The 25,622-nt window shown below is 64.9% G+C and carries 23 protein-coding genes and 1 tRNA gene; 11 read left to right on the top strand and 13 right to left on the bottom strand.

The genetic code is table 11. From position 1 onward, the window contains the following. Positions 1-26: 26 nt before the first annotated feature. The 5 genes from ACZ7GB_RS06890 to ACZ7GB_RS06870 all read right to left on the bottom strand — a co-directional run bounded on the left by ACZ7GB_RS06890 (position 27) and on the right by ACZ7GB_RS06870 (position 4,648). Entirely contained in the window at positions 27-1,091 is a 1,065-nt protein-coding gene (locus ACZ7GB_RS06890; RefSeq protein ID WP_472158056.1) for a HesA/MoeB/ThiF family protein, read from the bottom strand. Between the two features lie 3 nt (positions 1,092-1,094). Beyond that, the gene (gene dut, locus ACZ7GB_RS06885; RefSeq protein WP_078600248.1) at positions 1,095-1,565 is read right to left on the bottom strand and encodes a dUTP diphosphatase; all 471 of its coding nucleotides are present in this window, start codon (positions 1,563-1,565) and stop codon (positions 1,095-1,097) included. A 127-nt stretch (positions 1,566-1,692) separates the two neighbouring features. Next, a complete protein-coding gene (gene coaBC / locus ACZ7GB_RS06880) occupies positions 1,693-2,901 on the bottom strand; it encodes a bifunctional phosphopantothenoylcysteine decarboxylase/phosphopantothenate--cysteine ligase CoaBC (RefSeq protein WP_472158055.1) in 1,209 nt (402 codons plus the stop codon). A gap of 59 nt (positions 2,902-2,960) precedes the next feature. Then, complete coding sequence (locus ACZ7GB_RS06875) at positions 2,961-3,773, bottom strand: ChaN family lipoprotein (protein ID WP_472158054.1); 813 nt, start codon at positions 3,771-3,773, stop codon at positions 2,961-2,963. Further along, the gene (locus ACZ7GB_RS06870; RefSeq protein ID WP_152843676.1) at positions 3,770-4,648 is read right to left on the bottom strand and encodes an RNA polymerase factor sigma-32; all 879 of its coding nucleotides are present in this window, start codon (positions 4,646-4,648) and stop codon (positions 3,770-3,772) included. The genes ACZ7GB_RS06875 and ACZ7GB_RS06870 overlap by 4 nt, the downstream gene beginning before the upstream one ends. Before the next feature lie 468 nt (positions 4,649-5,116). On the opposite strand from ACZ7GB_RS06870, the gene ACZ7GB_RS06865 reads away from it, so the two are divergent. Next, positions 5,117-6,628 (top strand): YifB family Mg chelatase-like AAA ATPase, encoded by a 1,512-nt coding sequence (locus ACZ7GB_RS06865; protein WP_078600254.1) that lies wholly within the window; start codon positions 5,117-5,119, stop codon positions 6,626-6,628. On the opposite strand, the gene ACZ7GB_RS06860 is transcribed toward ACZ7GB_RS06865, so the two are convergent. The 4 genes from ACZ7GB_RS06860 to rsmI form a co-directional block, all read right to left on the bottom strand. Then, positions 6,609-7,517 carry an alpha/beta hydrolase gene (locus ACZ7GB_RS06860; protein WP_472158053.1) on the bottom strand — a complete coding sequence of 303 codons (909 nt, stop codon included), beginning with the start codon at positions 7,515-7,517 and terminating at the stop codon, positions 6,609-6,611. The two genes, ACZ7GB_RS06865 and ACZ7GB_RS06860, sit on opposite strands and share 20 nt — an antisense overlap. A 1-nt stretch (position 7,518) precedes the next feature. After that, positions 7,519-8,460 carry a glutathione synthase gene (gene gshB / locus ACZ7GB_RS06855; protein WP_078604727.1) on the bottom strand — a complete coding sequence of 314 codons (942 nt, stop codon included), beginning with the start codon at positions 8,458-8,460 and terminating at the stop codon, positions 7,519-7,521. A gap of 73 nt (positions 8,461-8,533) precedes the next feature. After that, on the bottom strand, positions 8,534-8,899 hold the full coding sequence (locus tag ACZ7GB_RS06850; protein ID WP_274961825.1) for a YraN family protein: 366 nt from the start codon (positions 8,897-8,899) through the stop codon (positions 8,534-8,536). Continuing rightward, on the bottom strand, positions 8,896-9,801 hold the full coding sequence (rsmI, locus tag ACZ7GB_RS06845) for a 16S rRNA (cytidine(1402)-2'-O)-methyltransferase (RefSeq protein ID WP_078548478.1): 906 nt from the start codon (positions 9,799-9,801) through the stop codon (positions 8,896-8,898). The genes ACZ7GB_RS06850 and rsmI overlap by 4 nt, the downstream gene beginning before the upstream one ends. 134 nt (positions 9,802-9,935) lie before the next feature. Here rsmI and ACZ7GB_RS06840 point away from each other — a divergent pair, with 134 nt between their 5' ends. The 3 genes from ACZ7GB_RS06840 to murJ are packed head-to-tail and all read left to right on the top strand — an operon-like array spanning position 9,936 to position 15,487. Beyond that, positions 9,936-11,111 carry a penicillin-binding protein activator gene (locus ACZ7GB_RS06840; RefSeq protein WP_472158052.1) on the top strand — a complete coding sequence of 392 codons (1,176 nt, stop codon included), beginning with the start codon at positions 9,936-9,938 and terminating at the stop codon, positions 11,109-11,111. Between the two features lie 58 nt (positions 11,112-11,169). Beyond that, positions 11,170-13,932, top strand: coding sequence for a [protein-PII] uridylyltransferase (locus ACZ7GB_RS06835; protein ID WP_472158051.1), 2,763 nt, complete (start codon positions 11,170-11,172; stop codon positions 13,930-13,932). Between the two features lies 1 nt (position 13,933). Beyond that, positions 13,934-15,487, top strand: coding sequence for a murein biosynthesis integral membrane protein MurJ (gene murJ / locus ACZ7GB_RS06830; protein ID WP_472158050.1), 1,554 nt, complete (start codon positions 13,934-13,936; stop codon positions 15,485-15,487). Between the two features lie 76 nt (positions 15,488-15,563). Here the strand turns inward: murJ and ACZ7GB_RS06825 are convergent, their stop codons facing one another. After that, positions 15,564-16,250: a rhomboid family intramembrane serine protease gene (locus ACZ7GB_RS06825; RefSeq protein ID WP_078520509.1), complete on the bottom strand. Its 687-nt coding sequence runs from the start codon at positions 16,248-16,250 to the stop codon at positions 15,564-15,566. Between the two features lie 127 nt (positions 16,251-16,377). On the opposite strand from ACZ7GB_RS06825, the gene trpS reads away from it, so the two are divergent. The 5 genes from trpS (at position 16,378) to ACZ7GB_RS06800 (ending at position 22,331) form a co-directional block, all read left to right on the top strand. Next, on the top strand, positions 16,378-17,418 hold the full coding sequence (gene trpS, locus ACZ7GB_RS06820; protein WP_472158049.1) for a tryptophan--tRNA ligase: 1,041 nt from the start codon (positions 16,378-16,380) through the stop codon (positions 17,416-17,418). Between the two features lie 253 nt (positions 17,419-17,671). Beyond that, positions 17,672-18,370 carry a type 1 glutamine amidotransferase gene (locus tag ACZ7GB_RS06815; protein ID WP_472158048.1) on the top strand — a complete coding sequence of 233 codons (699 nt, stop codon included), beginning with the start codon at positions 17,672-17,674 and terminating at the stop codon, positions 18,368-18,370. A 12-nt stretch (positions 18,371-18,382) separates the two neighbouring features. Further along, positions 18,383-19,738: a glutamine synthetase family protein gene (locus ACZ7GB_RS06810; RefSeq protein ID WP_078542107.1), complete on the top strand. Its 1,356-nt coding sequence runs from the start codon at positions 18,383-18,385 to the stop codon at positions 19,736-19,738. 4 nt (positions 19,739-19,742) lie between these two features. Further along, entirely contained in the window at positions 19,743-21,044 is a 1,302-nt protein-coding gene (locus ACZ7GB_RS06805) for an NAD(P)/FAD-dependent oxidoreductase (RefSeq protein WP_472158047.1), read from the top strand. A gap of 102 nt (positions 21,045-21,146) precedes the next feature. Then, a complete protein-coding gene (locus ACZ7GB_RS06800; protein WP_472158046.1) occupies positions 21,147-22,331 on the top strand; it encodes a DegT/DnrJ/EryC1/StrS family aminotransferase in 1,185 nt (394 codons plus the stop codon). Positions 22,332-22,409: 78 nt separating this feature from the next. Here ACZ7GB_RS06800 and ACZ7GB_RS06795 read toward each other — a convergent pair whose 3' ends face one another. Then, positions 22,410-22,829, bottom strand: coding sequence for a CoA-binding protein (locus tag ACZ7GB_RS06795; RefSeq protein ID WP_472158045.1), 420 nt, complete (start codon positions 22,827-22,829; stop codon positions 22,410-22,412). 193 nt (positions 22,830-23,022) lie between these two features. Then, positions 23,023-23,796: a 23S rRNA (guanosine(2251)-2'-O)-methyltransferase RlmB gene (gene rlmB / locus ACZ7GB_RS06790; protein WP_472158044.1), complete on the bottom strand. Its 774-nt coding sequence runs from the start codon at positions 23,794-23,796 to the stop codon at positions 23,023-23,025. Positions 23,797-23,924: 128 nt separating this feature from the next. On the opposite strand from rlmB, the gene ACZ7GB_RS06785 reads away from it, so the two are divergent. Continuing rightward, a tRNA-Tyr gene (locus ACZ7GB_RS06785) sits at positions 23,925-24,008 on the top strand. Between the two features lie 79 nt (positions 24,009-24,087). On the opposite strand, the gene ACZ7GB_RS06780 is transcribed toward ACZ7GB_RS06785, so the two are convergent. After that, a complete protein-coding gene (locus ACZ7GB_RS06780; protein WP_368730998.1) occupies positions 24,088-24,504 on the bottom strand; it encodes a hypothetical protein in 417 nt (138 codons plus the stop codon). A 56-nt stretch (positions 24,505-24,560) separates the two neighbouring features. Between ACZ7GB_RS06780 and ACZ7GB_RS06775 the strand changes: the two genes are divergently transcribed. Continuing rightward, positions 24,561-25,565 (top strand): hypothetical protein, encoded by a 1,005-nt coding sequence (locus ACZ7GB_RS06775; RefSeq protein ID WP_472158043.1) that lies wholly within the window; start codon positions 24,561-24,563, stop codon positions 25,563-25,565. The last annotated feature ends 57 nt before the right edge of the window (positions 25,566-25,622 follow it).

Genomic DNA, 25,622 nt, shown 5'->3' with positions numbered 1-25,622 from the left:
TTTGCATCGCAAGCTAGGGCGCGTGCTCAGGATTGACCATCCCCCGCCCCGTGAACTTCTCCGCAAACCGCGCAATCGGCACGCCGCTTCACGCCGAACTGACGGCTCTCGCCCCAAAGCGCATCATAGATCATCAGTCGCCCGCGCGCGGATTGGCCCGCGCCGGTGATCTCCTTGATCGCCTCGGTCGCCATCATCGAACCCACCACGCCGGGCAACGCGCCAACCACGCCCGCCTCGGCACAGCTCGGCGCAAGCCCGGCGGCAGGCGCTTCGGGGAAGACGCAGGCATAGCAGGGCGCACCCTTCGCCGGATCGTACAGCGACAGCTGCCCTTCCCATTGCGTGATCGCGCCGGAGATCAGCGGCGTGCGGGTCGCCACGCAGGCTGCATTCACCAGATAGCGCGTGTCGAAATTGTCAGTCCCGTCGAGGACGAGGTCATATTCGGCGATCAGCCCTTCGGCATCCTCGGCGCTCAGGCGACGGTTATAGGGTAGCACCTCGATATGCGGGTTGAGCGCAAGCATCGCCTTTTTCGCGGAGAAGACCTTGGGCATCCCGAGATCGGCATCGCGATGGATCACCTGCCGCTGCAGGTTGGAGTTCGAGACGATATCGTCATCCACGACCCCGATCCGCCCCACCCCGGCCGCGGCGAGATACAAAAGCGCAGGCGAACCGAGCCCCCCGGCCCCGACCACCAGAACCTTAGCCTGCTTGAGGCGCTTCTGCCCCGGCCCGCCGATCTCGCGCAGCATGATGTGGCGCGCATAGCGATCCAGTTCGGCCTCGGAAAAGCTGCCCGGTTTGGGCGCGGGCGCTTCGGGCTCCTTCACCTCGGCCTTCGCCCGGATCGCCCCGAGCATCCGGCGATAGATCAGCACCAGCGCGACGACGACACCGAGGCCAATCCAACCCGCAAGCGAACCGCCCAGAACGCGCCCCAGCGGCCCAAATCCGGGGATGGGCAGATGCGCGATCACCAAAGCCGCCCAGATCAGCACGAGCATCCCGAAGATCGCACGCGCGGAGGCCTTGAGCACCAGCCCGAGCCCCACGATCGCCGCCATCAGAACCAGCCCGAGCATGCCTCAGCCCTTGCCGGTCGAGCCGAAGCCGCCTGCGCCCCGTGCGGTGTCGCCCAGAGCGTCCGTGACCTCGAAGCGCGCCTGCACCACCGGGGCGACGATCGCCTGCGCGATGCGGGCACCATGCTCGATCAGGTAGGGCTCGGTGCCAAGATTGATCAGCAGCACACCCAGCGGCCCGCGATAATCGGCGTCGATCGTGCCGGGCGTGTTGGGCAGGCTGATCCCGTGTTTCAGCGCCAGCCCCGAGCGCGGCCGAATCTGCATCTCGAACCCTTCGGGGATCTCGACGCGCAGCCCGGTCGGGATGATCGCGCGCTGCATCGGGGCGAGCGTTATGCCCCCTTCTCGATCCTCGGGGGCGAGATTAGCGCGCAGATCGGCCCCGGCGGCGCCATGGGTCTCGTAGCGCGGCAGCGCAATCTCGGGATCGGCCCAGTCCTCGCGCAAAACCTTGATGATCGGTGTGCTCACGTGTCTCTCTCCTGCCCGATGTCGCGCGGGCGTCAAATGCGGATGCCTCCGGCGGGGATATTTGGACCAAGCCGAAAGAGGCGCATTTCGTTTCGGCTTGGCATAAATATCCCCCGCGGAGCGTCCCTCAGGCGCCAGCCGCGCCCAAGCTTTCTGCGATGCGCGCAGCCAACCGCCGCGCGACCTCTTGCTTGCCCATCCGGTCCCAGCTTTCCGCGCCGGTCTCGTCGATGATCGTCACCGCGTTCTCGGTCCCGCCCATGATCCCGGTCGCGGGGCTCACGTCATTGGCGACGATCCAGTCGCAGCCCTTGCGGGCGCGTTTATCGGCCGCAAACCGCGCGACGTCATGGGTCTCGGCCGCGAAGCCCACCACGAGCCCCGGTCGACCTTCGCCCATCTTCGAGACCATGGCGAGGATGTCGGGATTCTCGGCGAATTCGAGCGCGGGCGGCGCGCCGGTGCCGTCCTTCTTCATCTTCCGCTCGGCCGCGTTCGCCACGCGCCAATCGGCCACGGCGGCAGCGAAAATCGCCGCTTCGGCAGGCAGCGCGGTCTGCACCGCGTCCAGCATTTCGCGCGCGGTCTCGACCTTGATCACCCGCACGCCCGCAGGCGGCGCGACCATCGCGGGGCCGGTGACGAAGGTAACAGTCGCACCGAGGTCCCGCAGCGCCGCGGCAAGGGCCGTGCCCTGTGCGCCCGACGAGCGGTTCGCGATATAGCGCACCGGGTCAATCGGCTCATGGGTGGGCCCCGACGTCACGAGGATGTGGCGGCCTTTCAGCGGACCGTCCGACAGCGCGGTATCGATCGCGGCGAGGATCGCCTCGGGCTCGATCATCCGGCCCTCGCCGAATTCGCCACAGGCCATGTCGCCTTCGGTCGGGCCTGCAAAGATCACGCCATCGGATTTGAGCGTCGTGATATTGCGCTGCGTTGCGGGGTGCTCCCACATCCGCACATTCATCGCGGGCGCGATCAGCACGCGCTTGTCGGTGGCAAGCAGCAGGGTCGAGGCGAGATCATTGGCCAGACCGTTCGCCATCTTCGCCATCAGATCGGCGGTGGCGGCCACGACGACCACCAGATCGGCGGCGCGCGACAGCTGAATATGACCGATCTCGGACTCATGCGTCAGATCGAAGAGGTCGGAATGAACCGCCTCACCCGCAAGCGAGGAGACGGTCAGCGGCGTGACGAACTCGGCCCCGGCCTTGGTCAGGACCGGGCTCACCGAGGCCCCTGCCCCGCGCAGCAGACGGATCAGCTCGGGCGCCTTGAAGGCCGCGATACCGCCGCCGATGATCAACAGGATGCGTTTGCCCGCAAGCATTTGCCTCTCCGTGAAACTCTCTCAGATGGTCTAAGCGCCGGGGCGCATTGGCGCAAGGATCACTTGAACGCGGCGCAGGGATCGGCGCGTTCGGTCGGCGGCGTGATGATCCAGTCGTCAAAGGGCTGCGTGCCGGGATCGGTGCCCGGCTCCGCCTCGATCTGACCGATCGCCACGACCTTCGCCTGCGGGTCCGCCTTGCGCAGAAGCGCGGGAACGGCGAGGTCGGTCTTCGCATGGCCAGATCCGGTGATGACCGCGACCGGCCCGCCGGTCTCCTTCAGCGCCTCGAGCGCCACCCGCGCGAAGACCGCATCGCGGAAGCGTTGCGCCGCGACCATGCCGGGCAGCAGATCGGGCGGCAGCGCGTTGCAATGATCCTCTTGCGACTCCGCTTCCAGCTTGGCCTGCAGGTCTTCCGGATAGGCTTTGTCGAGCCCGTAGCGTGCCGCATTCGGCCCGAAAACCTCCGGCAGCGGCTTGGTCATCGCGGCGCGTACGGTCTCGCGCGGCTGCGCGGCGCCATAGACCTTCGCATCGCCCAAAGCGGCGAAAATCGGATAATAGATCGCGAAATCGGGCCAGCCCGAATTGTCCCAGTCCAGCGCTTTTTCCAACGCGCCCTCATCCTTCAAGAGCGCTGGCGTGATCTTCGCCGCCTGCTCGGGCGTCAATTGCTCGAACACCACGGCGGCGGGCTTCAGCGCCTTGATCGCACGCGCCTGATTGAGGTGATGGGTCGGGTTGTCGTGAATCTCGCCCAGAACGACAATATCGCCCGACAGCGTATCCAGCTGGGCGGGCGATATTTCCGCTGCAAGGGCAGGACCTGTCAGAGACAGCAGGCAGAGCGCGGCAAGAAACTTCTTCATACGAAGAAGCTTTGCACCTCGCCCTGATGGGTTTCAAGCGATTTGCGCATCTTGCCGAAAGCCTGCGCTTCGAGCTGACGAATACGCTCTTTCGAAAGCCCCAACTCTTCACCGAGGCTTTCCAAAGTGCGCGGATCTTCGATCAAACGACGCTCGCGGACGATGTAGGCTTCGCGGTCGGTCAACCGGCCCATCGCCTCGCCCAGCCAGACTTTCATCGTCTGACCGTCATGGCTATCGGCCACGGTTTCCTCAGGGCTCGCGCCGTCATCTTCCAGCGTATCGACCCATTCGCGGCCTTCGTCTTCACTGGACTGCGTGGCATTGAGCGAGAAGTCGGAGCCGGACAGGCGGCCTTCCATCATCTCGACATCTGCGAGCGGCACACCGATCACTTCGGCCACGCGCTGACGCAGCTGCATCGCATCGAGCTGTTCGCCCTCTTGCTGCGCTTCGCGGGTCAGCTGGGCCTGAACGCGGCGCATGTTGAAGAACAGGGCCTTCTGCGAGGAGGTCGAGCCGGTGCGCACCATCGACCAGTTGCGCATCACGAATTCCTGGATCGAGGCTTTTATCCACCACACCGCATAGGTCGAGAACCGCACGCCGCGTTCCGGGTCGAACTTGTCAGCGGCTTTCATCAGACCAAGTGAAGCTTCCTGGATCAGATCGTTCATGGGCGCGCCGTAGCGGCGGAACTTCGAAGCCATCGAGATCGCGAGGCGCATATAGGCCGTCACAAGCCGGTGCAACGCCTGTTCGTCCCGATTGTCGCGCCACGCTCGCGCCAGTTCCGCTTCGGTTTCTGCATCCAGGAACTCTGCCCGCATTGCTTGGCGTGGCAGGGTTTCATCGGTCATACCATCGAGTGCCATTTACAATCTCCCTGGGGTGTCCAGCCCAAACCGGCGCAACCTTGAATTGGGTGGCTGCTTTGCCCACCCAATGCGAATGACATGTTTTGGTTCCTCACGGAAATGTTGAATTTTGCCTGAAACTTTGTGCGCGTGGCGCACTTGACGACGTTTTCAAGCGAAAAATGGAAGAAATTCATGCCGCTACGGGAAGGCCATCACTCCTTCTTGAGCACCGCATATCATAAGCGTGCTCACGGACACTTGAGCGACTGTAACGCAACATGTTGATCTTGTGCGCGAAACTGAAGCGATGGCTGTGCAGATATGCAGGAATTGCACCTTTATCCCTCTATTTCCACTGATGTTTCGAGCGGCGCATTCGTCTCCGAGTCGAGGGGCAAAAGACGCGGCTCCCGCCCTTGCAGCCGTTAACCATTCCTAAACCACGGCTGCGCTACCCCTCGACGAAGAGGCGCAGGAGAGCCGATGGTCAGCCAGAGCTATACGGTCGCGTTCGAGGGGGTGGAGGCCCGCCTCGTGGAGGTGCAATGCGCGCTCTCCGAAGGCATGCCCGGCTTCGCGGTCGTAGGCCTGCCCGACAAGGCCGTGTCCGAGGCGCGCGAACGGGTGCGCGCGGCGCTCGGCGCGCTGGGGATCGCGCTGCCGATGCAGAAGATCACCGTGAACCTCTCGCCTGCCGACCTGCCGAAAGAGGGCTCGCATTTCGACCTGCCCATCGCGCTGGCGCTGCTGGGCGCGATCGGGGTCGTGCCGCGCGACCGGATCGAGGCGCTCGTCGCCGTGGGGGAGCTGTCGCTCGACGGGCGGCTCCTGCCGGTCGCGGGTGCCCTGCCCGCTGCGATGGCGGCCGCCGCGCAGGACAAGGGGCTGATCTGCCCGAAGGGCTCGGGGGCAGAAGCGGCCTGGGTCGGGGCGGCCGAGGTGACAGCCCCGGAGACGCTCGGCGCCGCGATCGACCATCTCAGCGGTCGCCTGCCGCTGGAACCCGCCCGCCCGGGTCTCGTCCGGGACGCACCGCATCCGCGCGACCTGCGCGATGTGAAGGGTCAGGAACGGGCCAAGCGCGCGCTGGAGATCGCCGCTGCCGGTCGCCACCACCTGATGATGATCGGCACGCCCGGCTCGGGCAAATCCATGCTGGCCGCGCGGCTGCCCTCGATCCTGCCCGAGATGCGCCCCGAGGAGATGCTGGAAACCTCGATGATCCAATCGCTGTCGGGGCTGCTGGCCGAGGGCGGCATCTCGCGCACGCGCCCGTTTCGCGAACCGCATCACACCGCCTCGATGGCGGCAATGATCGGCGGCGGGCGCGGCGCCCGCCCCGGCGAGGTCAGCCTTGCCCATAACGGCGTGCTGTTCATGGACGAGTTCCCCGAATTTCCCCGCGCCGTGCTGGAAACCCTGCGCCAGCCGATCGAGACCGGCGAAGTCGTCGTCTCGCGCGCCAATGCCCATACCCGCTATCCCTGCCGCTTCCTTCTGATCGCGGCAGCGAATCCGTGTAAATGCGGATATCTCGGCGATGCAGAACGCGCCTGCGCCCGCGCGCCCGGCTGCGGCGACGACTATCTGGGGCGGATTTCAGGGCCTCTGATGGACCGGTTCGACCTACGAATAGAGGTGCCCCCGGTGCGCTATGCCGATCTCGACCTGCCAGCCTCCGGCGACAGCTCCACCGAGGTCGCGGCCCGCGTCGCGGAAGCGCGCGAGCGGCAGGCCCAGCGCTTCGCGGATCACCCCGCGATCCGCGTCAATGCCGAAGCCGAAGGACAGTTGCTCGAGGACATCGCGACGCCGGATGCGCAGGGGCGAGATCTGCTGGCCCGGATGGCCGAGCGGGTCGGACTGTCGGCGCGCGGTTACCACCGGGTTCTACGGGTTGCGCGCACCATCGCCGATCTCGACCATGCCGAGCACGTGCGCCAGCCCCATATCGCCGAGGCGTTGAGCTATCGGCTCAGCGCCGTGGCAGGTTGAGCATCCGGCGCGCCGCCGCCGCCGCATCCTCCAGTGCCTCGCGCGCCTCGGGCACCCGACCGTCGAAGAATTGCCAGACATGCGGCGCGTCGGGCCAGCTTTGCACCGTGACATCCGCGTCGAAGCTGCGCAGCCGCTCGGCCATGCGCAGCGCATCGTCGCTCAGGATCTCCCCCATCGAATGCTGGATCAGCACCGGAGGCGGATCGGGGAACTCCGCGAAAAGCGGCGAAAAGCGCGGATCACTCGCGTCATGCCCGCGCAGCACCATCTCGCAGGTATCGCCAAGCCGCTCCACAGGCAGCATCGCGTCTTTCGCGGCATTGACGCGGAGGCTCTCGCCCGAACAGGTCAGGTCCGTCCACGGGCAGAAGGTAATCGCCCCGGCAGGCCGCGTGCCGCGCTGGCACAGCACGCTCAGAAGCGCCAATGTCAGACCGCCCCCCGCGCTGTCGCCCGCGATAACGATCGCGCTCGGGTCGTACCCCATCTCCACCAGCGCATCGAAAGCTGCGGTCGCATCCTCGAGCGCGGCACCGACCGGCGCCTCGGGCGCAAGCCGATAATCCGGCACGACCACCTCGAGACCGCTCAGCTTCGCCAAACGCCCCGCGAGACCGCGATACATCCACGGGGAGCCGGTGACGTAACCGCCGCCATGAAGATAGAGAATGATGCGCCCAACCGAGGACCGCCCCGCGCGCAGCGACAGCGCATTGCGCCCGGCCAGCTTGGTCGGCAGACGGCAAAGCCCGGTGGGCTCGCGCACGACCCAGCTGGCCAATCTCTCCGTCGCGCGCCGCGTTTGCGCAGCCCCGTGGAACCGTCGCACCATCGGTTTCGCGATGCTGCGCAGCCAAAGATTGAGAAAGACCAGCCGGATCGACATATCAGCTCCGTTTCGCTTCGATCGCCTCCCAGATGCGGGCGGTGATATTCACGCCGTCGAACCGCTCAAGCTCCTGAATGCCCGTCGGCGAGGTGACGTTGATTTCGGTCAGCCAGTCGCCGATCACGTCGATACCAACGAAGATCTGACCCTTCTCACGCAGATACGGGCCGATCCGCTCGCAGATTTCGCGATCACGCGCGGTCAGCTCGACTTTCTCGGGCCGGCCGCCGACATGCATGTTCGACCGCGTCTCGCCCGCCGCCGGCACCCGGTTGATCGCGCCCACCGGCTCGCCGTCGACGAGAATGATCCGCTTGTCGCCCTTCGAAACGGCAGGCAGGAATTTCTGCGCGATCAGAGGCTCGTTGTTGATGCCGATGAACAGCTCGTGCAGCGACGACAGGTTGCGATCGTTCGGATCGAGCCGGAACACTCCCGCCCCGCCATTGCCGTAGAGCGGCTTGAGAATGATATCGCCGTGCTCCGCCTTGAAGGCCCGAATGGCCTCCAAATCGCGCGCGATCAAGGTCGGCGGCGTCAGGTCAGGGAAATCCAGAACGAGAAGCTTCTCGGGCGAGTTCCGGACCCAGAACGGATCGTTGACGACCAGCGTCTCGGGATGGATCCGCTCCAGCAGATGGGTCGTCGTGATATAGCCCATATCGAAGGGCGGGTCCTGCCGCAGCCAAACCACATCCCAGTCGCCCAGATCGATCTCGGTCTCTTCGCCCAGCGTGAAGTGGTTGCCCTTCTCACGCCGCACCACCAGAGGCCAGCCACGTGCATAGACGTGCCCCTCGCGGTAGATCAGGCGATCCGGCGTGTAGTAGAATAGCTCGTGCCCACGCGCCTGCGCCTCTTCGGCGATCCGAAACGTGCTGTCAGCCTCGATATTGACCGCTTCGATCGGATCCATCTGGATCGCAACTTTCAATCCCATCCGCGCCCCCTCATTAGACTGCAATCTTGATGCAATGTGGCGCGTCCGGATGCAACCTCAACCCACGGGCCGGTCACATTCCGAAATAGGCGTTCTCCAGCACCTTGATCTCCCCGACCTCATTGACCAGGGCGAGATCGAACCGGACCTTGCGATTGCAGTTTGCCGGAGCGGGATGTCGCATCAGATATTCTTCGACCGAAATGCATATACGGCGCATCTGGCGCTGCGAGAGGCGTTCCGCGGCGCGGGCATGGCTGCGCGATTTCTTCACCTCGACGAAGATCAGGGTATCGCCATCGCGCGCGATCAGATCGATCTCGCCGCCATACTTGCCCCGCCAGCGATGTTCCGAGACCGCGCGCCCTGCCCGTTCGTAATGCAGCATCACTTGCTCTTCGGCGGCGAGACCGGAATGATATGACAGCGATCCACTCATCTCTTTTTCTCCATGGCCAGAGCGGCCTGATATACCTTGCGCCGCGGCAACCCGGTCGCCCCTGCGACGGCGTCGACCGCGTCGCGAAGCGACTCGCGCGCCAATGCCGCTTCGAGGCGCTCTTCCAGTTGGGCGTCGTCGATTTCGACTGCATGCGGCCTGTCGACCACGACGACGATTTCGCCCTTGACCGGCGACTCAGCCACGCTTTCCGCAAGCTCTTCCAGCGTGCCCCGGCGGACCTCTTCGAAGCGTTTCGTCAACTCCCGGCACAGCGCCGCTTGTCTCTCTTTTCCCAGACTATGGGCCGCGTCAGCTAACATTTCCCTAATGCGTTTGGGGCTTTCATAGAAAACCAGCGTCGCCGGAATTTCCTTGAACTCCGCGAGCCAGTTGCGCCGCGCGCCTTTGCTGTTCGGGGCAAACCCCGCGAAGAGGAAGCGATCCGTTGGCAGGCCCGACAGGGTCAGCGCCGTCAGCACCGCCGAGGGGCCCGGTGCGCTATAGAGCGGCAGCCCGGCCTCGATTACCGCGCGGCCAAGCTGATAGCCCGGATCAGCGACCAGCGGCGTGCCTGCCTCGGAGGCGTAGACCACCGATTTCCCCGCCTCCAGGGCTGCGAGGATTTTCGGGCGCATCGCGGCGCCGTTATGGTCGTGATAGGCGAGCACCTGACGCCCGTTCAACGGCACGCCGTGAATCTCCATCAGGTGCCGCAGGCTGCGCGTATCCTCGGCCGCCAGAACGTCGGCTGCGCGCAGCATGTCGAGGGCGCGCAAGGTGATGTCGCGGGCGGCTCCGATGGGTGTGGCAATGAAATGAAGCCCCGGGCTTAACGGCGCCGGAACACTCCTGGTTCCCTTATTTTCCGCGTTTGCATCAGATACAACACCCTCGCCCATCGCCCGCCTCATCACTTGTGTGGAACGTTTACTTCACGCCTGCTTGTGCGTAGTCTCGACCGCGTCATTTCCTCGCGGTTCGCAGGCGTTGCTTCAGTGCCCGGACCGGACGCCAACGCCCAAAAGGACGTATCATGTTTAATCTCATTCGTAACCCCCGCGCCCTCGCCGCGCGAATCGCAGCCCTCCTCGCATTGGTCTGGCTTGCGGCCTGTCAGCCGGGGCCGATGGGCAATTCCGGTCAGAAGATCGACACCAGCGCACCGGTCAAGGTCGCGCTTCTGGTTCCGGCCGGGTCCGGCAACGCTGGCGACGAGACGCTCGCGCGGGCGCTGCAGAATGCGGCAAATCTCGCGATTCAGGATCTGCAAGGCGCACGGATCGACCTGCAGGTCTACAACACCGCCGGCAATCCGCAGCAAGCGGCCGCGATGGCCACCAAGGCCGCCGACGAGGGCGCCAAGATCATCGTCGGCCCGGTCTATGCGCAATCGGCGAATGCCGCAGGTCTTGCGGTCGCCTCGCGCAACATCAACGTGCTTGCGTTTTCGAACAACACCAACGTCGCGGGCGGCAACGTCTTCGTGCTCGGCCCGACCTTCCAGAACACCGCCAACCGCCTCGTGAGCTTCGCGACACGTCAGGGCAAGAAGCGGATCATGGTCGTGCATGAGCAGACCACGGCGGGCGAGATCGGCGCACAGGCGATCCAGACCGCGGTCGCACGCTCGGGCGCTTCGCTCGCAGGCGTGGCCTCCTACCCGTTCTCGCAGCAGGGCGTGGTCGACGCGACGCCGCAGATCGCAAGCCGCGTGAAGTCCGGTGACGTCGATGCGCTGTTCCTGACGGCCGATACAGCAGGCGCGCTCCCTCTGCTCACACAGCTGATGGGCGAGCAGGGCGTGACCCCGCAGATGACGCAATATATCGGCCTGACCCGCTGGGACATTCCGCCGGCGACGCTGTCGCTGCCGGGCACCCAGGGCGGCTGGTTCGCCGAGCCCGATCCGGCACTGCAACAGCAGTTCGTCTCGCGCTACAGCGCCGCTTACGGCCAAGCACCCCACCCGATCGCAGGCCTCGCCTATGACGGGATCGCGGCCATCGGCGCGCTGGTGAAGTCCGGCAATCCGAGCGCGCTGACCAAGCAGGGCCTGACCCAGCGTTCGGGCTTCGTGGGCGTCAACGGCGTCTTCCGCTTCCTGCCCGACGGCACCAACGAACGGGCGCTCGCCGTGGCGCAGGTCCGCAACGGCCAGGCGGTCGTGATAGACCCGGCGCCGCGCAACTTCGGCGGGTTCGGGTTCTGACCCGGACCGCCTTCAAACGAAAGGGCCCGTCAAGGGACAAGACTGCGCAGTGACCAGCATGACAGACCCCGCCCCGGCATCGACCGGGGCGCCCCTCCTTCTAAATCAACAGCGTTTGTTCGAGGCGCTCGACGCAGCGACCTCTGACATGCGCGACCCGAAGGACATCCGGGCCGCGACGGTGACCTTCCTCTCCGAGGAACGCCGCGCCGCCGCCGCCGCGATCGAGGCCGATTTCGAAACCCATCCGCGCGCTGCGCGCGACACGGTCGAAGCCTATGCCCAGATGACCGACGGCATCGTCCGCTCGGTGCTGCGCATCGCGACGGAGCGCCTGCACCCCAGCGGCATCCGGACCGAGGCGGAGCGTTTCGCGGTGCTCGCCGTGGGCGGCTATGGCCGGGCCGAGATGGCACCGCATTCCGATGTCGATCTGCTGTTTCTCACCCCCTACAAGGTCACCCCCTGGGCCGAGAGCGTCATCGAGTCGATGCTCTACATGCTTTGGGATCTTAAGCTGAAGGTGGGTCACTCGTCCCGTACGCTCGACGACTGCATCCGGCTCGGGCGCGAAGACATCACGATCCGCACTGCCCTTCTCGAGCATCGCTGCGTGGGCGGCGACGAGAAGCTGGCCGAGGCGCTGTCGCTTCGCCTTCGTCACGATCTCTTCGAGGGCAGCGAGGCCGAGTTCATCGAGGCCAAGCTGGAGGAACGCTCGCAACGCCACCGCCGTCAGGGCGGGCAGCGCTACGTGCTCGAACCCAATGTGAAAGAGGGCAAGGGGGGCTTGCGCGACCTGCAGACCCTCTACTGGATCGGCAAATATATCCATCACGTGGGCCGCGCCCGCGAATTGATGAAGATCGGCGCCTTCTCCCCCGAGGAATACGAGACCTTCCACGAGGCCGAGAACTACCTCTGGGCGGTGCGCTGCCACCTGCATCTGATCTCGGGCCGGGCTTCGGATCAGCTGACCTTCGACATGCAGGTCGAAGTGGCCGAGCGCATGGGCTATCGCGATCTGGCGGGCCGCCGCGCGGTCGAGGTCTTCATGCAGGATTACTTCCGCCACGCGACCGCCGTGGGCGACGTGACCCGCATCTTCCTGACGAAACTCGAAGCGCAGCACGTGAAAAGCGCGCCGATGCTGCAGCGGATTTTCCGCAGGCGGCGCAAACTGAAAGCCCCCTATTGCGAAGAGAACGGGCGCATAAATGTCGCCGACGAGAAGGCGTTCCTCTCCGATCCGGTGAACCTGCTGCGGCTGTTCGAGGAAGGGCTGCGCTCGGGGATGCTGATCCACCCCGACGCGATGCGGCTCGTCTCGGCCAATCTCGACCTGATCGACGACAAGGTGCGCAACAACCGCGAGGCGCAGCGCATCTTCCTCGACCTGTTGCTCAAGCACGGCAACCCGGAACGCGCGCTGCGGCGGATGAACGAGCTGGGCGTGCTGGCCGCCTTCATCCCGGAATTCGAGCCGATCGTCGCGATGATGCAGTTCAACATGTATCACAGCTACACGGTGGACGAGCACACGATTCAGGTCGTCTCGACGCTGGCGCAGATCGAGCGCGGCGAACTGGTCGAGGATCTCCCGCTCTCGTCGCACATCCTCGAAGAAGGCATCAATCGCAAGGTCCTCTATGTCGCGCTGCTGGTGCATGACATCGGCAAGGGACGACCCGAGGATCACTCGATCCTCGGTGCGAAGATCGCCCGCAAGGTCGCGCCGCGGCTGGGGCTGAACCAGGAGGATTCCGAGACCGTCGAATGGCTGGTGCGCCACCACCTGCTGATGTCGGACGTGGCGCAGAAACGCGACCTGTCGGACCCGCGCACGATCCGCGATTTCGCCAAGCGCGTGAAGTCGCGCAAGCGGCTCGACCTGCTGACCGTGCTGACGGTCTGCGACATTCGCGGCGTCGGCCCGAATGTCTGGAACAACTGGAAAGCCACCCTGCTGCGCAAGCTGCATTCCGAGACCGCGATGGCGCTGGAGCACGGGCTGGAAGCGGTCAATCGCGAACAGCGCACCGACGAAGCCAAACGCGCGTTGCGCGAAGTTCTGGAGGCGGATGACAACTGGGACAAGGCACAGATTCGCGCCGAGCTCGCCCGCCATTACGCGCCCTATTGGCAGGCGCTCGCCACGGTCAATCACGAGATCTTCGCGCGGTTGCTGCGCGATCTGGGCGATGACGAGATCCGTATCGACCTGCATCCCGACGACGATCACGACGCGACCCGCGTGAGCTTCGCGCTGGCCGATCACCCCGGTATCTTCTCGCGGCTCTCCGGCGCGCTCGCACTGGTCGGCGCGAATGTGGTCGACGCGCGCACCTATACCTCGAAGGACGGCTACGCGACCGCCGTCTTCTGGGTGCAGGATGCCGAAGGCCACCCCTACGAGGCGTCGAAACTGACCCGTCTGCGCGGCATGATCGAGAAGACGCTGAAAGGCGAGGTCGTCGCCCGCGAGGCGCTCAAGGATCGCGACAAGCTCAAGAAGCGTGAGCGCGAGTTCAAGTTCCCGACCCATATCACCATCGACAACGAAGGATCGGATATCTACACGATCATCGAAGTCGATACCCGCGACCGGCCCGGCCTTCTCTACGACCTGACCCGGGCGCTGGCGTCGAACAATATTTCGATCTCCTCGGCGGTGATCGCCACCTATGGCGCGCAGGTCGTGGACAGCTTCTATGTGAAAGACATGTTCGGCCTGAAACTGCATTCCAAACCCCGCCAAGAGGCGCTCGAGAAGAAGCTGATGGACGCCATCGCGTCGGGCGCGAAACGGGCGGGCAACTAATATGAAACCAATCCGGCTGGTGCGCGGCTTCCTCACGGTGGGCGGCTGGACCATGGCGAGCCGCATCCTCGGGTTTGCGCGCGACATGATGATCGCGGCCTACCTGGGTGCGGGTCCGGTGGCCGAGGCCTTCCTCGTGGCCTTCTCGCTGCCCAACCTGTTCCGGCGCTTCTTCGCGGAGGGCGCGTTCAACACCGCCTTCATCCCGATCTTCTCGAAGAAGCTGGAGGGCGGAGAGAACGCGCAGGGCTTCGCACGCGAGGCGATGGGGGGATTGGCTTCGGTGCTGATCTTGCTGACGCTGGTGGCCTCGGCGGCGATGCCGTGGCTGGTGCTGGCGATGGCCTCGGGTTTCGCGGGCGATGAGCGATTCACGATCGCCACGAGTTATGGCCGGATCGCCTTTCCCTACATCCTCTTCATCTCGCTCAGCGCGCTTCTGTCGGGGGTGCTGAACGCAGCCGGTCACTTCGCCGCCGCAGCCGCCGCGCCAGTGCTGCTGAACATCACCTTCGTGATCGCGATGCTCATGGCCGATCAGGCAGGCTGGCCGGTGGGCGATGCGCTGGCCTGGGCTGTGCCGGTCGCGGGCGTGGCGCAGCTTGCGCTCGTCTGGGTCGCCGCATGGCGCGCGGGTTTCAAGATCGTGCCGAAGCGCCCGCGCCTCTCGCCGGATATGAAGCGCCTGATACGGATCGCGATCCCGGCGATGCTGGCGGGCGGCGTCGTCCAGATCAACCTTCTGGTGGGCCGTCAGGTCGCCTCGCATTTCGACGGCGCGATCGCGTGGCTGAACTATGCCGACCGTCTCTATCAGCTTCCGCTGGGCGTGGTTGGGATCGCGATCGGCGTAGTGCTGCTGCCCGACCTGTCTCGCCGCTTGCGCGGCGGCGATACGGCTGGCAGCCGCTATTCCTTCTCGCGCGCAGGCGAATTTGCGCTCCTCTTCACCGTCGGCCCCGCCGTAGCACTTCTGGTGGCGGCTCAACCCATCGTCTCGGTCCTGTTCGAGCGCGGCCAGTTCACCCATGAAGACACGATCGCCACAGCCTGGGCCACCGCGATCTACGGGCTCGGCCTGCCCGCCTTCGTGCTGCAGAAAGTCCTGCAGCCCCTGTATTTCGCCCGCGAGAACACGCGCACGCCGTTCAACTACGCGCTGGTCGCGATGGTGGTGAACGCGGTGCTGGCGATCGGGCTGTCTTTCGTGATCGGCTATCTGGCCGCCGCGGTGGGCACGACGCTCGCGGCCTGGGCGATGGTCGGCCAGCTCTGGCTCGGCGCGCGACCGATGGGCGAGGCCGCGAGCTTCGATCACCGCTTCTACCGCCGCCTGCCCCGCATCGTGATCGCGGCGCTGGTGATGGGGGCTGCGATCTGGGCGGTGACCTGGGCGGTGCCGGGCGTGTTCGCCGTGCCGGGCCTGCGCGCGCTGGCGCTGCTGGGGCTCGTGCTGTTCGGGATGCTCGTCTATTTCGGCACGGCTATCGCCATCGGTGCGATGCATATGGCCGATCTGAAAGGTGCGATGCGCCGCGGTCCGGGCGGGGCGTGAGGGGCTACTTTGGCACGGGGCGACCAGCCCCGGGCCGCGCCCGACCCTCCCCACGGGAGGGCGCGCCCCTAAGCCTTCACCGCCGCCGCAGCCGCTGCAAGGTCCGTTGCATCCCGCCGGGCGCCACGAAGAAGCTCAGCACGAAGCCCGCAACAAAGCCCACGATATCCGCGATCCAGTCGGGCCGCGCGCCGAAGATCATAGCAAAGATCAGCTGGATGCCCATCAGCGCCCCGATCAGCGAGAACGCCCGCAGCTGGTTCGCATTCTCCTGCCCCAGCCGCGTCCACAAGATCCACGTGAAGGCCCCGATCAGCCCGTAATCGCCCGGATAGCCGCCATAGAGCCCGATCTGCGTAAACGGCAGCGCCGCATAGACCAGCGCGCCAAGGATCGTCGCGCCGAAGAACACGATCGCCACGGCGAGGCCTGAGAAGATCTCCCCCACCATCTTGCCCAGCGCTAGGAGGAACACGAGCACGAAGATCGCCTGCGTCACCGAGGCGTTCACGAAAGGATAGGTCAAAATCCGCATCATCTGCTCCGGCGGATATTGACCGGTTTCGAACATTGCGCGCATCACCTGCGGCGAGAAAGCGAATTTCTGCAGCGCGTCGAGCCGCCAGCCCGCCGCCTGCGCCCCACCGATCAGCCCCGACTGACCCATCGCGAAGAACAGCTCCGTCGCGATGATCGGCAGCGCCAGAAGCCAGACCACTGGCGGCAGCGGGTTCATCGGGTGTTCGTCATAGCCGTCGCGCATATCGCTCTCCTGCTCGCGGGCTCAGTTGCGCCCTTTGCGCTTTAGCGATAAGCGAGCGGAGAGCGGATTTCCACCCCGGGAGATCCTCAATGGCGGGCTTCCACCCCCCGCAGATCAGGAGCATCAGATGAGCGAGCAAGCGCAACCCCTCAACGCCAATTTCAAACCGCGGATCTTCTCCGGCATCCAGCCTTCTGGCGGGCTGACGCTGGGCAACTATCTGGGCGCGCTCAAGCGCTTTGCCCAGAAGCAGGACGAAGGGATCGAGACGATCTACTGCCTCGTCGACCTGCACGCGATCACGGTCTGGCAGGAGCCCGACGCGCTGCGCCGCAACACCCGCGAGGCGGCTGCCGCCTTCATCGCCTCGGGCGTCGATCCGAAACGCTCGATCCTGTTCAACCAGAGCCAGGTCTCGGCACATGCCGAACTGGCCTGGGCGTTCAATTGCGTCGCGCGTCTGGGCTGGATGAACCGGATGACCCAGTTCAAGGACAAGGCGGGCAAGAACGCCGAGAAGGCCAGCCTCGGCCTCTACGCCTACCCCGCGCTGATGGCCGCCGATATCCTTCTCTATCATGCGACGATGGTCCCGGTGGGCGAGGATCAAAAGCAGCATGTGGAGCTGACCCGCGACATCGCGGCCAAGTTCAACCACGACTACGAGACCGATTTCTTCCCCGCCCCCGAGCCTCTGATCGAAGGCGCCGCCACCCGCGTTATGTCCCTGCGCGACGGCACCAAGAAGATGTCGAAATCCGACCCGTCGGATGCGAGCCGCATCAACCTGACCGATGATGCCGACACGATCGCCAAGAAGATCCGCAAGGCCGTGACCGACCCCGAGCCACTGCCCTCGGACCTCGACGGACTCAAGGACCGGGCCGAGGCGCGCAACCTTGTGAACATCTACGCCGCGCTGGCCGACATGACGCCGACGCAGGTGCTGGGCGAATATGGCGGCGAAGGCTTCGGCAAGTTCAAACCGGCGCTGGCGGAACTGGCGGTCGCGAAGCTTGCTCCGATCTCGGACGAGATGACCCGGCTGATGAACGATCCCTCCGAGATCGACAATATCTTGGGCGACGGCGCGAACCGGGCCGACGAGATCGCGCAGCCGATCCTGGGCAAGACGCTCGAGATCATGGGGATGATCCGCTCGCGCTAAGCGCGGTAAAACCAAAGCAAGAGGGGGCTCTGCCCCCCCGTCGCCGTAGGGCGACAAGACTTAAGGGCGAGGGGGCTCTGCCCCCTCGGGCTTTCGCCCTCCCCCCGGGATATTTCAACCAAGCCGAAACGCATCTTCCTCTTGGCAGAAATATCCCGGGGGAGGCGCGGCACGCGCCGGGGGCGGAGCCCCCTTGCCGCCGCTCACGCCCCGCACTACGCTTCGGCAACAAGAGCTTACGAGCGGACCTCCCATGCGTATCGGCATCCTCCAAACCGGCCAATCCCCCGACGTTCTGCGCGACAAGGCGGGCGACTATCCTGACATGTTCGAAGCGCTGCTCGCCGGGCGCGGCCTCGAATTCAAACGCTACGACGTCGAGCATATGCACTTCCCGAAAGACGTGCATGACTGCGACGGCTGGCTGGTCACCGGCTCGCGCCACGGCGCCTATGAGGATCATCCCTTTATCAAGCCGCTTGAGACGTTCATTCGCGACGCCCATGCCGAGAATGTCCCGATGGTGGGTATCTGCTTCGGCCACCAGATCATCGCCCAGGCGCTTGGCGGAAAGGTCGAGAAATTCTCCGGCGGCTGGGCCGTGGGCCCGCAGGATTACGATTTCGGTGGCGAGGTGATCGCGCTCAACGCGTGGCATCAGGATCAGGTGACCGAGCTGCCGCCGGGCGCGACCCCGATCGCGGGCAATGATTTCTGCGCCTACCCCGCGCTCGCCTATGGCGACACGATCTTCACCGTCCAGCCCCACCCCGAATTTCCCGACGCATTCGTCGAAGGGCTGATGGATACACGCGGGCGCGGCGTCGTGCCCGATGACCTGATGCAGGCTGCCCGCACGCGGCTGGGACAGCCCAACGGCGCGTCCCGGATCGCCGAGCGCATCGCCGATTTCTTCCTCAAGACAAGGGTGCCCGCGCACCCGGAAAGCTGACCGATGAGCGACATGAAGGACTGGACCGACCGTATCCCGCAAGCCGCACGCGATTACATCGAAGGTCGGCGTCTCGACGAGGTGGAGTGCATTGTCGCCGATATCGCAGGGGTCGCACGCGGCAAGGCGATGCCCGCGTCTAAATTCAAGTTTCAGGATCGCTTCTTCCTGCCGAACTCGATCTTCCTGCAGACGATCACCGGCGAGTGGACCGACAACCCCTCGGGCGCTTTCACCGAGCCAGACATGATCCTGACGCCCGATTTCTCGACCGCGACGGCCGCGCCGTGGACGGCGGACTGGACCTTGCAGATCATCCATGACGTCGAGGATCAGCAGGGCAATCCGGTGCCGATCGCACCGCGCAACGTCCTCAAACGCGTGCTCGCGCTCTATGAGGCAGAGGGCTGGGTGCCGGTCGTCGCCCCCGAGATGGAATTCTTCCTCGTCGCACGCAACGTGGACCCGAACCAGCCGATCATCCCGCCGATGGGGCGGTCGGGTCGTCGGGCGGCGGCAAAACAGGCCTATTCGATGTCGGCGGTCGATGAATACGGCAAGGTCATCGACGACATCTACGATTTCGCCGAGCTGCAGGGCTTCGAGATCGACGGCATCCTGCAAGAGGGCGGCGCCGGTCAGATCGAGATCAACCTCGCGCATGGCGACCCGGTCGAACTGGCCGATCAGATTTTCTACTTCAAGCGGCTGATCCGCGAGGCCGCCCTGCGTCAGGATTGCTTCGCCACCTTCATGGCGAAACCGATCGAGGGCGAGCCGGGCTCGGCCATGCATATCCACCAATCGGTGATCGACACCAAGACCGGCCAGAACATCTTCTCGGACGAGAATGGCGGCGAGACGGAAGCCTTCCTGCATTGCATCGCGGGGCTTCAGACGCACCTGCCCGCGGTGATCGCGCTGCTGGCGCCTTACGTGAACAGCTACCGCCGCTATGTGCCGGATTTCGCAGCGCCCATAAATCTCGAATGGGGTCGCGACAACCGCACGACGGGCCTGCGGGTGCCGATCTCGGGCCCGGCGGCGCGACGGATCGAGAACCGTCTGGCGGGGATGGATTGCAACCCCTATCTCGGGCTCGCCGCCTCGCTCGCCTGCGCCTATCTGGGCCTCAAGGAAAAGCAGATGCCGAAGCCCGAATGCTTGGGCGATGCCTACATGTCCGCGGAGGACGTGCCGGTGAACCTGGGCGATGCGCTCGATCTGTTCTCGGAGAGCGCGCCGATCCGCGACGTGCTGGGGCCGGAATTCTGCGCCGTCTACGAGGCGGTCAAGCGCAACGAATACAAGGAATTCCTGCAGGTGATCTCGCCCTGGGAGCGCGAGCATCTGCTGATGAACGTGTGATGCGATGAACCTGCTCTTCGCCAATGACCGCAAGGGTGAGCACGCGCCGAGCTATTACGCAGCGACCGCGCTGACCGACCGGCGCTGGCCCGAATTGAAGGGCCGCCACCGGGCGGATGTCTGCGTCGTGGGCGGCGGCTTTACCGGCCTCTCGGCGGCGCTGCATCTGGCGGAGAAGGGCTATTCGGTGCGGCTGCTGGAGGCCCATCGCGTGGGTTTCGGGGCGTCGGGACGAAATGGCGGGCAGGTCGGCTCGGGCCAGCGGCTGGAGCAGGACGATCTGGAGAAAGCCCACGGCCCCGAGATGGCGCGCAGGCTTTGGGATATCGGCGAAGACGCGAAGGCGCTGATCCGCGACCTGATCGCGCGCTACGAGATGCCGGTCACCTTCTATCCCGGCATCGCCCATGCCTGCCGGACGCAATCCGAGGTCGCGCATTCCCATCACATGGCGGAGAAGCTGGCCCGCGATTACGGCTACGATCAGGTGGAGCCGCTCTCGCGCGATGCGCTGCACGCGATCCTGCCCTCGGAGGCTTACCAAGGTGGCGATATCGATCGGGGCGCGGGGCATCTGCATCCGCTGAACTTCGCCCAAGCCTTGGCGCTCGCCTGCGAGAAGGCGGGCGTGACGATCCACGAGGGCTCGCTCGTCCATCACATCCGCCCCGGCGAGCCGGTGCGCGTGCAGACCGAACACGGCCATATCGATGCCGATCACCTGATCCTCGCGGCCAACGGCTATCTGGGAAACCTCGCGCCGCGTGTGGCCTCGCATGTGATGCCGATCAACAATTTCATCGTCGCGACAGAGCCGCTGGGGCCGCGCGTCGCCGAAGTGCTGCGCGAGAATATCGCCGTCGCGGACACGAAATTCGTGGTGAACTACTGGCGGCTCTCTGACGATAACCGCCTGCTGTTCGGTGGCGGCGAGAGCTATGGCTACAAGTTCCCCGACATCGTGCAGACCGTGCGCAAGCCGATGCTGGAGGTCTACCCTTCCCTTGCGGATGTGAAGATCGACTACGCTTGGGGCGGAACGCTCGCGATCACCCGCACCCGGATGCCCTATTTCGCGCGGCCTTTGAAAAACGCGCTCTCGGCCAGCGGTTTCTCGGGCCATGGCGTGGCGATGGGCACGATGGCGGGCAAGATCATGGCCGAGGCGGTGGCGGGCCAAGCCGAGCGCTTCGACCTGATGGCCGGGCTGAAAGTGCCGGGCTTCCCGGGAGGCTCGCTCCTGCGCAGCCCGCTTCTAGTCGCCGCGATGACGTGGTTCTCGATGCGCGACAAGCTGGGGATCTAGGCAAGCCGCCGCCGCCTCAAATTTGGTCATGAATTCTTCATTGGCGCAAAAAGCGGCATTCGTGTAAAGAAAACCTGAAAGTCAGTTTCAGGATATCTTGCCATGCCGCGTGACGGACAGACCGCCCCGAATTGCTACGACGCCGAGGCCATCCCCGAGGCCGCCCGAGCCGAGATCGAACGCCTCCTGACCAGCGGGGACCTGTTCCGCTACACCTCTGCAGACGCGCCGGTCGCCAAGCTGGAAGCCGAATTCGCCGAATTCATGGGCGTGAAATACGCGGTCGCCGTGTCGTCGTGCTCGCAGGCGCTGTTCCTGTCGATGAAGGCGCTCGACCTGCCGCGCGGGGCACGCGTGCTGGTTCCGGCCTTCACCTTCGCCGCCGTCCCGTCCGCCATCGTCCATGCCGATTGCGTGCCGGTTCTGGTCGAAGTCGGCTCCAATTTCCGCATCGACCTCGACGATTTCCGCGCGAAGTTCGACGACAGCATCGACGCGGTGATGATCTCGCATATGCGCGGCCACACCTCCGACATGGACGCGATCTTGGAACTGGCCGCCGAGAAGGACGTGCCGGTGATCGAAGACGCCGCGCATTCGCTCGGCACGCTCTGGAACGGCAGGAAGATCGGCACGATCGGCAAGATCGGCTGCCTCTCCTTCCAGTCCTACAAGCTGATCAACGCGGGCGAAGGCGGCATCCTGCTGACCGACGATCCGGAACTCGCCGCCCGCGCGGTGATCATGTCGGGCGCCTACGAGCATAACTGGAAGAAGCATCCCGGCCTGCAGAACAGCTTCCATCACTGGCAAAACAAGCTGCCGCTGTACAATTGCCGGATGCAGAACCTCTCCGCCGCCGTCATCCGCCCGCAGATCGCGGAAGTGGAGCGCCGCGTGAATGATGGCCGCGCAAACCACGACTATGTCGCCGAACGGCTGAACACGAGCGACTGGCTCGACGTGCCGCCGCCGCTCGGCCCCGAAACCCGCGCCCCGGATTCGCTGCAGTTCAACCTCGCAGGCGATTGGTCCGACGACGAGGCTCGCAAGCTGCAATCGGAGGCCAAGGCCCGCGGTGTCAGCGTGCAGGTCTTTGGCCTCAGCCAAGACAATGCGCGCGCCTTCTGGAACTGGCAGTTCCTCGGCGACGTGCCGGAGCTTCCGAAAACCCGCGCCATGCTGATGCGCGCCTGCGATACCCGCCTGCCGGCACGGCTCAAGCAGCCCGATCTGGATTACATCGCCGATGCGATCCTGGAGGCGGTCAAAGCCGTTAAGGGCTGAGGGGCGCTGCCCCCCTCTTCGCTCTTGGATAATATCCCGGGGGTGAGGCCATCAGGCCGAGGGGGCAGAGCCCCCTTCTCAACCCGCCATCACGCGCGGATAGTCGATCTTCGGGCAGCGGTTCATCACGACGTTCACGCCCTGCCCGCGCGCTTTCTCGGCCGCCGCGTCATGGGACACGCCAAGCTGCATCCAGATCGTCTTGAGATGCGGCAGATGCGCAAGCGCGTCGTCCACGACCTCGGGCACTGCCTCGGAGCGACGGAACACGTCGACCATATCCACAGCAATCTTGTCGGGGATCGCGCCGAGATCGGCATAGACCGTCTCGCCCAGCAGTTCCTGCCCGGCGAGGCCGGGATTGACCGGAATCACGCGGTAGCCTTTGGACTGCAGGAACTGCGCGACCCCATAGGAGGGGCGCTCCGGCTTGTGGGACATGCCGACCACGGCGATCACCTTCGCATTGCCCAGAATGTCGCGAATCTCGTCTTGCATCTGAAACCTCTACTTTGTCGCAGCCCTCTAAGAAAAATGCGCCCAAGCCTTAAAGGCTGGGCGCAATAGTGGCGGAACGAGGGACAGTGAACTAGAGGCGCGGCGGTTCCGAAGCTGCGCCTCTGACAGTGAGATAGGAACGCATCTCACTGGTTTTAAGGTCCATACCCTCATAATCGCGATTTTGTGACCGTCAGCGGCTTGCGGATGCGTAAAGAGACACTGCGGCGGCATTCGAGACGTTGAGCGACCCGAATTCACCCGCGAAGGGGATTCGCACCAGACGGTCGCAGGTCTCGCGCGTTTTCTCGCGCAGGCCCGGCCCTTCGGCACCCAGAACCAGTGCAACCGGCTCCATCCCCGCCTCGGACAGCCCGTCTTCGAGCGACATCTTGGCTTCACCCGCAAGCCCGATCAGCCGGAAGCCCATACCGCGCAGCTCCTCCATCGCGTCGGAGAGGTTCTTCACCCGCAGATAGGGCTGACGCTCCAGCGCACCGGAGGCGGTTTTCGCAAGCGCACCGGTCTCGGGCGCGGAATGGCGATGCGGCGCGATCACGGCGGCCGCGCCGAAGACCTCGGCCGAGCGCAGGATCGCGCCCACGTTATGGGGATCGGTCACCCGGTCGAGCAGCACCACGCGGCGCGCATCGTAGCAGACATCCTTCAGCGCGCCCCAATCGAGCGGCTTCACCTCGAGCGCCGCCCCCTGGTGGACGGAATCGGTCGAGATCGGCACGAGTTTGTCGAACTTGCGCACATCGACGATCTCGGGCTCCATGCCGGACACCGCGATCGCCTCGGCCAGCTTGTCGGCGGCGTTCTTGGAGCAAACCAGCCGAAGCCGCTCGCGCATCGGGTTTTGCAGCGCGTCGCGCACCGCATGCAGGCCGAAGAGCCACACGGTCTCGGCGGCCGCAGCGCGCTTGGCACGTTCCTTTTCGATCACCCAGACTGGCTTTTTCATCGCGGGTCTCCTTTGGCCCCTACCTGCGCGGAATGGCCTCGTTTGGCAAGCTCTGATCCGGAGGGCAATTTTTCGGCAAACTCTCTCTTGACGCCTCCCGCCCCCTTTTGTATCTCCCGCCCAGCGTCGGGTGACGTGCTGCAAGGTGCGGCAGCGGACTGTAACTCCGCCGGGGCGACCCACGCCTGGTTCGATTCCAGGGTCACCCACCACTTCCCCCTCTTAAGGAACTGGTGACACGCGGCTCCCACGGGGGCCGCTGCGTTGAATAACGCGCATTCGCTGCGTCGTTTACTGCAGCACCGCCTTGCGGTTGAACCGCGCCTCTTCCGAGCTGCCGTCATCATAGATCAGCTTCACCCGCACCTCGGAGACCGAGCCCTGCGGCTGGCTGACATAGACATTATCGCCCGAGATCGCGTTGGGCTGGGCTGTGCCTTCGTGGCATTTCTCCATCTTGAACGACTTGGTCGGCGGCGCGCCATTGAAGCCATAGCGAATTTCGCTCAGCCCGCAGCGCCACGCCAGAAGATGGGTGAAATAGACCAGATCCTTCCCGCCATATTCACGGATCGCGACCCAGGAATCGCGAGTCATGCCGAGAATCGGGCGTACTTCGGCGGCGGTGGTGAAATTCTGCGCGCTCGCCGGGCCGCTCGACACGAGGCCACACAGCGCCAACGCAGTTAACTTGCTTATCCGTATCACCTTTTACCCCTGAACTTTCTCGCTATACTGCACCAAACCCTCCGACAGGCGGCAGTATGGCGGCGACCCCCCGGACTTCACAACCCTATAACATCTTCTGTGTTGCACAGGCGGGACGGCTGGAATTCGAGGCAATTCTTTTCGCGCTGAGCTTTCGCGCGGCCAATCCGGAGTTCAAAGGGCGCCTGCTGATAGCCGAACCGCAGCCCGGGCCGCGCTGGTCCGACGAGACGCGGATTTCAGGCCCGGTGCGCGCGCTGCTAGAAGACGCGGGCGCCGAGATCGTGCCCTTCGAGTCGAAACTCTTCGGTCAGTCCTATCCCTATGGCAACAAGATCGAGGCGCTGGCCGCCCTGCCCGAGAGCGACCCCTTCGTCTTCTTCGACACCGATACGGTCTTCACCGGACCGCTGTCGCAGGTGGGCTTCGATTTCGACCGCCCCTCGGCCTCGATGCGGCGCATCGGCACATGGCCCGAGCCGCCGCTTTACGGTCCCGGCTACGGGGGCATCTGGAAATCGCTCTACGACAAGTTCGGGCTCGACGGGTTCGACGAGACGCTCGATCTGAGCCAGCCGGACGAATACTGGCGGCGCTACCTGTATTTCAACGCGGGTTGGTTTTTCGGCGCCGACCCGGTCGAATTCGGCGCGCGCTTCCTGCGCTATGCAAGCGAGATCCGCGACGATGCCCCGGATGAGCTCGCGTGCCAGTCGCTCGACCCGTGGCTCGATCAGGTGGCGCTGCCGCTGGTGATCCATAGCTTCGGCGGCGGGCGTCCAGGGCCGGAGCTCGACGGGCTCGACGGCGAGATCAGCTGCCATTACCGCGCCTTGCCGCTGATGTTCGCGCGCGAAAGCGACACCGTGATCGACACGGTCGAAGAGCTGACCGCCCCGAACAAGATCAAGAAGGTGCTGAAGGCCTACGAGCCTGCGAAGAAGCTGATCTATCAGGGCAAGGGCCGCAAACTGCGCGCGATCATCGCCGAAGAAGGGATGCCCCGCCACGAGAAGGCGCTGCGCAACCGGATCAAGCGCGCGAAGCTCTGGATGCGCTGAGCCGCGCTCTCATTACCGAAAACGAATGTGTTTGTCGGCTCTCTTTCGCGCAGCTAA

It is taken from the genome of Thioclava sp. PTB-PU3-1 (assembly GCF_055666785.1).
This window is presented reverse-complemented; position numbering and strand designations above follow the sequence as displayed.